The organism is Nitrosomonas sp. JL21, from assembly GCF_009833095.1.
Taxonomy (GTDB): domain Bacteria; phylum Pseudomonadota; class Gammaproteobacteria; order Burkholderiales; family Nitrosomonadaceae; genus Nitrosomonas.
Map to the genome: position 1 here is coordinate 1 of NZ_QRCB01000031.1, position 9,689 is coordinate 9,689.

At 44.2% G+C, this 9,689-nt stretch carries 15 protein-coding genes; 13 read left to right on the forward strand and 2 right to left on the reverse strand.

Translation table 11 applies throughout. From position 1 onward, the window contains the following. The 6 genes from ABF87_RS10440 to ABF87_RS10465 form a co-directional block, all read left to right on the forward strand. Nucleotides 1-284: type IV secretory system conjugative DNA transfer family protein (locus tag ABF87_RS10440; RefSeq protein ID WP_160829071.1), on the forward strand; the 284-nt coding region annotated here is incomplete at its 5' end. Continuing rightward, nucleotides 266-820 carry a conjugative transfer signal peptidase TraF gene (traF, locus tag ABF87_RS10445; protein WP_160829072.1) on the forward strand — a complete coding sequence of 185 codons (555 nt, stop codon included), beginning with the start codon at nt 266-268 and terminating at the stop codon, nt 818-820. The genes ABF87_RS10440 and traF, both read left to right, overlap by 19 nt. Before the next feature lie 24 nt (nt 821-844). Then, nucleotides 845-1,060, forward strand: coding sequence for a conjugal transfer protein TraD (locus ABF87_RS10450; RefSeq protein ID WP_160829073.1), 216 nt, complete (start codon nt 845-847; stop codon nt 1,058-1,060). Then, nucleotides 1,047-1,241 carry an ArdC-like ssDNA-binding domain-containing protein gene (locus ABF87_RS10455; RefSeq protein WP_160829074.1) on the forward strand — a complete coding sequence of 65 codons (195 nt, stop codon included), beginning with the start codon at nt 1,047-1,049 and terminating at the stop codon, nt 1,239-1,241. The genes ABF87_RS10450 and ABF87_RS10455 overlap by 14 nt, the downstream gene beginning before the upstream one ends. Nucleotides 1,242-1,296: 55 nt before the next feature. Beyond that, the gene (locus ABF87_RS10460) at nt 1,297-1,740 is read left to right on the forward strand and encodes a hypothetical protein (RefSeq protein ID WP_240143634.1); all 444 of its coding nucleotides are present in this window, start codon (nt 1,297-1,299) and stop codon (nt 1,738-1,740) included. Beyond that, complete coding sequence (locus ABF87_RS10465; RefSeq protein WP_160829075.1) at nt 1,737-3,035, forward strand: relaxase; 1,299 nt, start codon at nt 1,737-1,739, stop codon at nt 3,033-3,035. Before ABF87_RS10460 ends, ABF87_RS10465 begins: the two co-directional genes overlap by 4 nt. Before the next feature lie 134 nt (nt 3,036-3,169). Here ABF87_RS10465 and ABF87_RS10470 read toward each other — a convergent pair whose 3' ends face one another. Then, nucleotides 3,170-3,649 (reverse strand): tautomerase family protein, encoded by a 480-nt coding sequence (locus ABF87_RS10470; RefSeq protein ID WP_160829076.1) that lies wholly within the window; start codon nt 3,647-3,649, stop codon nt 3,170-3,172. A gap of 352 nt (nt 3,650-4,001) precedes the next feature. Here ABF87_RS10470 and ABF87_RS10475 point away from each other — a divergent pair, with 352 nt between their 5' ends. The 7 genes from ABF87_RS10475 (at nt 4,002) to ABF87_RS10505 (ending at nt 8,444) form a co-directional block, all read left to right on the forward strand. Beyond that, nucleotides 4,002-4,610, forward strand: a complete 609-nt coding sequence (locus tag ABF87_RS10475) for a TetR/AcrR family transcriptional regulator (RefSeq protein WP_160829077.1) — start codon at nt 4,002-4,004, stop codon at nt 4,608-4,610. Between the two features lie 141 nt (nt 4,611-4,751). Further along, entirely contained in the window at nt 4,752-5,249 is a 498-nt protein-coding gene (locus tag ABF87_RS10480; protein ID WP_160829078.1) for a nucleoside deaminase, read from the forward strand. A 29-nt stretch (nt 5,250-5,278) separates the two neighbouring features. Further along, a complete protein-coding gene (locus tag ABF87_RS10485; protein ID WP_160829079.1) occupies nt 5,279-5,701 on the forward strand; it encodes a DUF3617 family protein in 423 nt (140 codons plus the stop codon). 84 nt (nt 5,702-5,785) lie between these two features. Then, nucleotides 5,786-6,625 (forward strand): aminoglycoside phosphotransferase family protein, encoded by an 840-nt coding sequence (locus tag ABF87_RS10490; protein WP_160829080.1) that lies wholly within the window; start codon nt 5,786-5,788, stop codon nt 6,623-6,625. Then, complete coding sequence (locus tag ABF87_RS10495; protein WP_160829081.1) at nt 6,609-7,172, forward strand: GNAT family N-acetyltransferase; 564 nt, start codon at nt 6,609-6,611, stop codon at nt 7,170-7,172. Before ABF87_RS10490 ends, ABF87_RS10495 begins: the two co-directional genes overlap by 17 nt. A gap of 137 nt (nt 7,173-7,309) precedes the next feature. Continuing rightward, nucleotides 7,310-7,990 carry a Crp/Fnr family transcriptional regulator gene (locus ABF87_RS15420; protein ID WP_345789905.1) on the forward strand — a complete coding sequence of 227 codons (681 nt, stop codon included), beginning with the start codon at nt 7,310-7,312 and terminating at the stop codon, nt 7,988-7,990. A 91-nt stretch (nt 7,991-8,081) separates the two neighbouring features. Beyond that, nucleotides 8,082-8,444 (forward strand): hypothetical protein, encoded by a 363-nt coding sequence (locus tag ABF87_RS10505; protein ID WP_160829082.1) that lies wholly within the window; start codon nt 8,082-8,084, stop codon nt 8,442-8,444. A gap of 210 nt (nt 8,445-8,654) precedes the next feature. Here the strand turns inward: ABF87_RS10505 and ABF87_RS10510 are convergent, their stop codons facing one another. Next, nucleotides 8,655-9,170, reverse strand: a complete 516-nt coding sequence (locus tag ABF87_RS10510) for an antirestriction protein ArdA (protein ID WP_160829083.1) — start codon at nt 9,168-9,170, stop codon at nt 8,655-8,657. Nucleotides 9,171-9,689 lie beyond the last annotated feature (519 nt).

Genomic DNA, 9,689 nt, shown 5'->3' on the forward strand with positions numbered 1-9,689 from the left:
TGCACGGTCATGTCACTCGCACGCTACAGGAAACCCAACGCGCATTATTGACGCCGGATGAATGCATGCGACTGCCCGGGCCCCTGAAAGACACAAACGGCAATATTACCAAACCAGGAGACATGATCGTTTATGTTGCAGGTTTCCCGGCGATCTATGGCACGCAAACTCTGTACTTTGAGGATGAAGCGTTTAGTGCGCGAGCTCAGGTGAGTCCACCAAAATTCAGCGATAAATTAACCGGCTCTTCAAGTAGCGCCGAATCATGGTCATCCATTTCCTGACAAAACTAACCAGAGGAATGGCCAAAGTGATTCTGATCTTGAGTATTGGATTGCTTGTACTGAGCATTGCTGCTAAATCAAGCGGAATCTATATCAATACCACACCGAGTCTACCTTTGGGGTTCTACAGAATTGTTGATGAACCCATTCAGAAAGGCACTCATGTCGCCTTTTGTCCACCACAAACTGATCTGTTTGATGATGCTCTCGCGAGAGGGTATATCGGTCGCGGTAATTGCCCAGGCGGCTATAGCCTGTTGCTCAAACGTGTCGTAGCAATGGCAGGAGATACCGTATTGATCGATCAGGCTGGCATTTTTGTGAATGGTGAACATTTACCCAATAGCGCTCAGTTAATAGCTGACGCTGAGGGATATTCATTGCCACAATTGCGGCTTCAAGCCGTACTGGAAGATTCCGAGTACCTGCTGCTATCCGATTTAAATCCACAATCCTTTGATGCGCGCTATTTTGGGTTCATGGCGCGCGATCAGATTAGGCAAGTTGTTCGTCCGATTCTTACCTGGGGTCATTAATCAAAATTAATAGGAGTCAAAGCCATGCATAGACCACCGATCGATATTGAAACCAACAATCCTGAAATACAAGAAGTCATAGAGGAAAAGCTATTCGATGCTCAGATACCGGGTTTCAAGGCTCAATTTGAGCCTCAGGAGGCAGAAATGCTCGGAGCCTTTGCCGAGGATGCCTTAAATGCCAAAGATGCGCTGGAGAGCGTTATAGACATTCTGGGGGCTGATCATGAAAATACCTAATAAATCATTCCATGAGCAAGTCGCCGAGAATCTGATCGAACAGCTCAAAAAAGGTACGGCGCCCTGGCAGAAACCCTGGAAACCAGGAGATCTGCAGGCCACATTACCTTTTAACCCAACAACTCAAAAGCGCTACCGGAGACGGAGTGTGAATCTTCGAACCGCATTTTGGAAGTTTTAGAGGAATGGAACGACTATCTCAAAAATAATGTTCCGTACTATCAGGAGCCGTCACCATGAGCGGCTTCGACGATGCACCATCAGTAGCTCAGGCATTTTCGGCGGCTGCTACACGACCACCTAAGAAGTCGAAACGGCGCTACACGCCTCCATTTTCCTTGCGCCTCACAATTGAGGAGCGTAAGCGGCTGAATGAAATGGCGGGCAATCAACCGCTGGGTTCATATATCCGTAACCGCTTGTTCAATGAGCAGGTTGCAAAACGCCGCACGGTCAAAAAACCTGTCCCCGATAGCGCCATGCTGGCTTTGTTACTGAGCGAATTAGGTCAATCACGATTGGCTTCCAATATTAACCAATTGGCCAAAGCTGCTAATATGGGAACATTGGATATAACGCCTGAAATCGAGCGTGAGATCGAGCAAGCCTGTAGTGAAATCCAAGCCATGAGGGCATTGCTCATTACAGCGCTTGGCATAAAATCGGTAGACGGCGAATGATCCTCGTCGGAAATCAACGTGGCGGGGCCAGAGATTTGGCCCTGCACTTGCTCAAAGAGGAAAATGAGCATGTGGAAGTTCATGAGGTACGCGGATTTGCCTCAAATAATCTCATGGCTGCATTGAATGAAACCCATGCGATCAGCCGCGCCACACGCTGCAAGCAGTTTTTATTTTCTTTAAGCCTCAATCCTCCGAAGGATCAAAACGTTTCAACCGAAACATTTGAGCAGACTATTGGGAAGGTAGAGGAAAAATTAGGTCTGACCGACCAGCCCCGCGCCATTGTGTTTCACGAAAAAAATGGGCGTAGGCATTGTCATGCGGTGTGGTCGAGGATCAAGGTGGACGAAATGAAAGCGGTACAACTTTCATTTACTAAACAAAAATTAACGGAATTATCGCGTGAATTGTATTTGCAATACGGTTGGACGATGCCTGATGGCCTTAAACAGGCTCATGCCCGTGATCCTCTAAACTTTACATTAGCGGAATGGCAACAAGCTAAGCGGATCGGCAAAGACCCGAAACAGATCAAAGCGGTATTTCAAGAATGCTGGTCATTCAGTAAAAACCAGAGTGCTTTTGCAAATGCACTCAAAGAGCACGGTTATGTGCTCGCCCGAGGTGATCGGCGTGGATTCGTTGCGGTGGATCATCGAGGCGAAGTGTTTGCCGTCTCCAAATGGGTCGGCATCAAAACCAAGGAAGTACGCGAGCGGCTGGCCGATGAAAAAAGCTTGCCATCGGTTAATGAAGCCAGAATTCAGATTGCCAAAGATATGTCAGCACGATTGGAAAAACTCTCTCAACAACAAGAAAATGCACTTGAAGTCCGACGGGCTGAACTGGAAGAAAAGCGGCAGGTTTTAATACACCAGCACCGATTTGAACGAAAAAAACTGCATGATACCCAGCAATTATACTGGCAACACAAGCAGCGGGAATGGCGGAGCAATTTCAACACAGGTTTTCGTGGGTTGTTTGATCGGCTCACGGGCAAACGCCACAAAATCGAGGAACGTAATGAACAGGATGCTTGGAATGTTGAAATGCGCCAGCAGCAGGAACGTGACACGCTCATATTTCAGCAGCTTGAAACCCGTCGTGCCTTGCAATCGCGTATCGAGCGACTGGAATCATTAAAAACTTACCGACTGGACGAGCTGGAACACGATAAATCGCAATATCAAGCCATGCGTGAACAGCGCCTTGAACAGCTTGAGGCGCAGCGCCAAGAGCAAAACCGGGATCGCCCGCAACCACGTCAGCAGGTTCCAGATTGGACGCGCTAGAAATTTTTCTCTCTTTAGCGTCAACGTTTCCAAAATAGGAGGTGTTATCGGTTTAGTACCAGTAGTTAAGAAAGTATCTCATTTCATGCTCCATGAAAAGTGATCGGCTCATATTAAGCCGGTCACTTTTTTAGCTAACCTGTTACGCCAGGAGTCAATAAAAAGTGACCCGCAGGGAGTTTTTCTTGGTAGGTGTAAGGACTGGCTTTGTTTTCCGCAACCCAGCGTTTTTCAGCTATCGATTCGAAAGGTGGCGGCAGTTCGCCTTGCAGCGACCAAAGATCGAATGGGGTTTCATCAATCGATATTTCCCAATCGAAACCCCGCTCTTTAACAAAAGGCGCAATCACTTCGTCGAGCGTTCGCATCCACCATTCTCGTATGACTGGACCCGGTAGTGTTCGGGCAATTTGATCAACCTTGAAGCGAATAAACTTGTCATGGCGCACTCCACCAACAAAACAATTACCACTTGTCACTTCTTCGAAAATGACTACGGCATAAAATTTTGGGATGGGTACACCTTCATAAACGTTAGTGATTTTTTCAGCCAATTCTTGTTTATCGACGTCAGTAAATGCATTTGTAGGATGATAGACTTTCCACAAGGGCATGATGTTTTCTCCAGTAAACAGAAATATAATATATGGTTATCCAAACCTTACTCAGACCTTTATTTCTTGCACTCATATTTTTATGAATAACCTCTTTGGGAACGGATCTTTATTCTATGAAGAAATTCTAAGTGTTTTATGAGTAAGCTATAATTAACACTTATTATTGTACCGTTCGGTACATAATGCTATATTTAACTTAAATCCTTGTCAATTTGTTTTATGTTATTTATTTAGCATTAAGGTTATTGACACTTACGGTAGATATATACTGCGGTGTCGGAACTACAGGAAATAGATACGTTTTAGGCCAATTCATATACTCGGTTACCATCAAAATATCGAAATATTTATGAATTCAGAAACCGCTACGACACAACGGGGACGTCCTCGTAATTTCAATCAAAACGATGCGTTAGAAAAAGCGATGCGAGTTTTCTGGCGACAAGGATATGAAGGAGCTTCATTGGGAGAATTAACTGAGGCAATGGGTATTAATAAATCCAGTATGTATTCAGTTTTTGGAACCAAGGAAGAATTATTTCGTAAGGCAGTCGAGAAATATTTAGCCGATCATGTTTCTTTTGTTCCTGAAGCGCTAAACGAACCCACAGTACAACAAGCATTGCGAAAATTGTTTACTCAATCCGTCGATTTCTTAACAGATAAACAAACTCCGCTTGGCTGTTTTGTGCTTCAAGGTGCATTAAATTGCGGGCAAGGTTTTGAAAGTATCCAGCAGCAACTCATCGCCCAACGATTGGGTTATGAAAGCTTATTACGCCAGCGATTTGAATTGGCTCAAACGCAATACGACTTAGATAGTCGGATTGACGCGGCTGTAATGGCAAAATATATTGCTACGGTTCATGAGGGGTTATCAATACAAGCAACTAGTGGAGCAACAAAAGAAGAGTTGATGGCGGTAGTGGAGATTGTGCTGAATAACTTCAATTCTTGATTTAATTTGTTCATGTCGTGAAAAATGTAATAATTTGATATCAATTTTTCTAAGTTCGTATGGCTGGATAAGTCGAAACACGATAGATCGCAATAACAAACCATACGTGAATAACGCCTAACAGCTTCAGAATGCATGAACATGACTACACCTTTAAATCTAACAACAACTGAACGAGGGCACTTGCTCCGTTGTATTGAATTGGCAACCGAAGCTTTGGATGCAGGCGACGAGCCCTTCGGTTCTGTCCTCGTTGCTGGAAATGGCACTGTCCTTGCCGAGGATCGCAATCGGGTGGTTTCTTCCGGTGATCGAACTCGACATCCCGAGTTCGAGTTGGCACGATGGGCTGCTGCGAACATGACTCCTGAAGAGCGGGCTGCCGCTACCGTTTTTACTTCGGGAGAGCATTGTCCGATGTGTGCTGCTGCACACGGTTGGGTTGGTCTTGGTCGTATTGTGTATATCAGCTCTTCAAGTCAACTGACTGCTTGGCTTACCGAGCTTGGAGTTCCTTCATCTCCCGTGCGAGGCTTGGCAATCCGTGAAATTGCGCCTGATATTTTAGTAGAAGGACCGGCTTCCGATCTCGCTGAGCAGGTGCACGATCTACATCGCCGTTTCTACCGGAAGCTTTAGAATCATTACAATCAAAGAAAACTGGACGAATGATAATTTTTACGGGCTATTTAAAAAAGGTAATTTTGTGTATTGCACTAATGTTTACAGCATACGTCAATGCCCAAGAATTTCCGAAAGGTAAGTGGGAAGTCATGACTCAAACGGTGATGCCTCACATAATGACGCCAATACCCGCTCATAAGGATATCATTTGTGTGAATGACAAAAATAAGGGGAGGCCACCTATCGCTGTTCATGAATCATGTGAGTTTTTCAGCTATAAAATTGTAGGTAACGATGCGTCATGGCAAATGAAATGCAAAGGTGAACTCAATATGAATGGCGCAGGAAGGATTATTTTTAGTGCCGACAAATACAAGGGTTCTGCTATCGTTAAAATGAAAATGCCTCAATCGGAACCGATGGAAATAGATCACACCTATACTGGTAAAAGAATCGGTGACTGTTAAAATCTTCTCCATACTCAACGAGGCCACCATCAGTTCCGCTACTCTTTACGATTACAAACCGTGAAGCTCTGTTGAAATCACTGTATGTTTGAACCTTATTTAAGTCGCTGGAATCTGCTTTCCGATGGTGATCCCATTGTCACGCGCGGCAGTTATTTATTGCCCGTGCGTATGGATGGGTACATAAATGGCAATCCTGCCATGTTAAAAATTGCTATGGATGCCGAAGAAAAATTCGGCGGTTTAGTCATGCAATGGTGGAATGGCGATGGCGCAGCGCGAGTGTATGCTTACGAGGGCGATGCACTATTGATGGAGCGGGCGCAAGGAACAAATTCTCTCATGCATATGGCATGCAATGGTCAGGATGATGAGGCTAGTCGCATTGCTTGCGATGTCATCGCCAAATTACACAAACCCAGATCAGCGCCGCCACCCGGACTTGTTCCATTAACTATTTGGTTTGAAGCGTTAGAATCGGCTGCTCAGCGCGAAGGTGGCGTGTTTCTTGAAAGTTTGGCTGTCGCACGTGAGCTGTTGGCGTCACCACGCGACATTGTCGTGCTGCATGGTGACGTGCATCATGAAAACGTACTGGATTTTGCTTCGCGTGGTTGGTTAGCCATCGACCCGAAGCGCATAATCGGCGAACGTGGCTATGACTATGCGAATCTTCTGTGCAATCCGGAATTGCCAACGGTCACTGACCCCATCAGATTTATTCGTCAATCTCACGTGATTGCGCAAGCCGCTAATCTGGAGCGACGGCGCTTATTGCAGTGGACATTGGCATATGCTGGCTTATCAGCTTCATGGTTTTTGGAAGATGGGGATCGCCAAAGCGCAGATTCGGATTTTTCCATTGCTGAACTAGCGCTGCAAGCTCTGTCAACGGAAGCAAATAATCATGATGTTCTCCATTGACGAATTGCGCATTGAACCTGTCACATGTGATAACGCACCCGATGCCAAGACTATTGATGGAACATTTATTATCGATGCCCGTTTGTTACTTTCGACTTCGTCCGATGGCTTCCGCTTCGAGATAATCTCAATACCCGCCTATGAAAAACATTATACTCATGCCGAGACCGATCCACGAATACCTGAGAGTTATTTGAAATTTTCCACTCACGCTGGATTCTTGGCCTATTTGAAAAACCGCCCTGTAGGTTTGTTATTACTTTCGGAAAGCTGGAACAGAATGGCTATGATCGACGATATCCAAGTAGATGCTTCTCACCGTCGTCAAGGTATTGCAACTACTCTTTTGAAAGAAGCTGAAATTTGGGCACATCAGAGGAATCTCTCCGGTTTACGATTGGAAACTCAGGATACCAATGTCGCAGCCTGTCAATTATATGAACATTGCGGTTTCGTTCTCGGCGGTATGGATCAATATTTATATGCCGGATTCCCTGAAAGCTCCAAGGAAATCGCACTGTTCTGGTATCGTTTGTTCAACAATTAGAATAAAACCGATAGCTATACCACAAATTCTGTTCCGGTTTTCTGCTCACACCAATGTTGAATTAGAATATAACCATTCAATTTGGCGTCAAAAATCTTTGCCGACGTAAATTTTTTTGCTCTTATGGAGTATCAATTGTGCACGAAAGTTATGTGTCATCAGTGTTTGATTGGAATCTAGAAGAATTTAAGGAAAGCTGTCCTTCACTCCAGTTAATAAGTTTTAGCAATAAATCTTTCCTTTATAAACAGGGAGAAAAATGCGCAAACGTTTTCTTGATAAAAGACGGCATTGTTAAGCTTTCTCATATAACCATGCAGGGAAATGAACTCACTTATGCACTTCTAACAGGGGGAGATGTTATTGGTTGTCTGGATGTATGCAATACTAATCAGGGTATGCAGGAAAGTGTAGAAGCGCTTACAAAAGCTGATTGTTATCGCATTGAATGTAACGACTTTAAGCGATTGATGGCTCGGCAAGCTAGTTTTTCTTCTGCAATCTTAACATCAATTTATATTCATAAGCAAAAGATTGAGCGCAAATTAATTGCTACGTTAACTCAACCCGTGAAACAGCGAGTTATTACTATGCTTCTAGAACTTGCTCAATTATTCGGCACACGATGCGTGCATGGATTTTCTCTGGAAATTTTTCTTACTCAGCAAGAACTCGCTGATCTAGTAGGTGCAAGTCGCTCTGTTGTAAGCACCGTTATGAACAATTATAGAGAACTGGGGATCTTGGATTATACTCGTGAGCAAATCTGTATAAATGATTCTGCATTAACATCAATTGAGTTTTCCAGCGTTCCTTGATCATTTTGACCAAAGGTGTTTTCTAAATAACAGACTGACGAGAAGCATTCTATTAGAGTGGCGATTTTTACCACATCAAAGGAATGTTAAAGTGAAACTGATCTCACCTCGTACTCACGGATATTTAGATTTCCTTACAGTTCTCATATTCTTATTGGCTCCAACGTTATTGGATTTAAGTAGTGTACCCGCTTTGCTGTCCTACAGTTTAGCTGGCGCTCATTTGATTGTAACGTTGATTTCTGGATTCCCCGTCGCTGCTATTAAGCTCATCCCATTTACTGTACAAGGATGGGTCGAGAGAATTGTTGGGCCAGTGTTAATTGCTGCACCATTTGTTTTTAATTTTTTCGACGAAATATTTGCAAGAAATTTCTATTTTGCGATGGGTGCGATCATTATTATCGTAGGGCTAATAACGGATTATCAAGGTAATAACCGCTCCTATCAATAATTCTGTAATGAAAGAGAATGATTCAAAAAATAAGTAATGCTTCAATCAGAATCAATAAAATAGATTACATACATTAGGAAGAGAATCTGTGATTGTAAATGAAATATTTTCATCAAGCTGGAACACGATAGATTGCACAACATCAAGCCATATGTGAGCAGTGCCAGTGCGTCCATTTCTGAACGCGCTGGCGATTAGCTCTCCTTGGTATCAGTGATTCCAAAATATATGAACGGTTTCAAATCCGACTTCGATAGTAAAAATATCGCCGGCTAAATCCATATCCCGGCCCATGCGCTCATAATCAACATAATAGGCAATGCTTTCCGGAATCTGTGTGGTTTCCTCGGTCAATTCCTGCGCATAATCAGCTAGCGACTTGTAACAGCCGCAATAATTTTCCTCGGCGGCAGTTCTGGCTTCCTTCAAGTCCCCGCCAAAATGGTTCAGTAGTTCGCCGCCGAAATCTGGATACTCGGAAATGAAACAAGCAATATCATGCGCGGATTCAATTCCTTCATATTCACCCAAGGCATAACCACCGAACCCCTCATAATCATGAACGGCATATTCTTCCGCAAAGCCTTCGGGGCTTGCGGAAAGCATTTCATTAATTTGCGTTTTGATAGCGTCCAGATCATCACAGGCATTGATCCATATACCGTGCAATTTTCCATTATTGTATGCGGCTAAATCTGCAACATAAATTCTGATTTCGTCATTCATGGTTTTTCCTCGCTTCTGTAAGGTTAAAAAACAACCCCCGCTGGGGTTGAAAAACCCCAGAGAAAAGCGAGTGAAGCGAGCGCAACACAGGTTCTGGTGAAGACAAGTCAGGGGGAACCGCCCGATCTGCACAAGCGCCGCAAGCGGCGCGCGGAAGATCGGGGGATGACTTGGTGGAGACAGGTTCTGTGTTAAATTGATTGATTCCCAGCGGGGGAATTTAAAAAAATAAAATGAACCGATTACGGTTCACAATATGCGGGGCGTTATGGGGTGTCCACGTAGATGGGGGTGCCGGAAAACGCAACTATGCTGCGTTTGCAGCAGGGGGAAGACTTTTCCCCTTTAGAACATAGCAAATGTCTATATGAATGGCGAATTCCTTCGGATTACTCCGTCATTAAGCTTTAGGTTATGTGTATCTTCAATATTGATCGTGCCGACGTACCCATTCCATCGGGTATGTGAAGTTATCCTCATCACGCCCTTTGGGAGCAAGGTCGAGAAATTGGTAGGCAG

Bases quoted from the DNA above. Each gene is read 5' to 3' on its own strand.
- ABF87_RS10465 (WP_160829075.1), top strand. From the start codon at position 1,737: ATGATCCTCGTCGGAAATCAACGTGGCGGGGCCAGAGATTTGGCCCTG.
- ABF87_RS10485 (WP_160829079.1), top strand. From the start codon at position 5,279: ATGATAATTTTTACGGGCTATTTAAAAAAGGTAATTTTGTGTATTGCA.
- traF (WP_160829072.1), top strand. From the start codon at position 266: ATGGTCATCCATTTCCTGACAAAACTAACCAGAGGAATGGCCAAAGTG.
- ABF87_RS10490 (WP_160829080.1), top strand. From the start codon at position 5,786: ATGTTTGAACCTTATTTAAGTCGCTGGAATCTGCTTTCCGATGGTGAT.
- ABF87_RS10510 (WP_160829083.1), bottom strand. From the start codon at position 9,170: ATGAATGACGAAATCAGAATTTATGTTGCAGATTTAGCCGCATACAAT.
- ABF87_RS10470 (WP_160829076.1), bottom strand. From the start codon at position 3,649: ATGCCCTTGTGGAAAGTCTATCATCCTACAAATGCATTTACTGACGTC.
- ABF87_RS10460 (WP_240143634.1), top strand. From the start codon at position 1,297: ATGAGCGGCTTCGACGATGCACCATCAGTAGCTCAGGCATTTTCGGCG.
- ABF87_RS10455 (WP_160829074.1), top strand. From the start codon at position 1,047: ATGAAAATACCTAATAAATCATTCCATGAGCAAGTCGCCGAGAATCTG.
- ABF87_RS10450 (WP_160829073.1), top strand. From the start codon at position 845: ATGCATAGACCACCGATCGATATTGAAACCAACAATCCTGAAATACAA.
- ABF87_RS10480 (WP_160829078.1), top strand. From the start codon at position 4,752: ATGACTACACCTTTAAATCTAACAACAACTGAACGAGGGCACTTGCTC.
- ABF87_RS10475 (WP_160829077.1), top strand. From the start codon at position 4,002: ATGAATTCAGAAACCGCTACGACACAACGGGGACGTCCTCGTAATTTC.
- ABF87_RS10495 (WP_160829081.1), top strand. From the start codon at position 6,609: ATGATGTTCTCCATTGACGAATTGCGCATTGAACCTGTCACATGTGAT.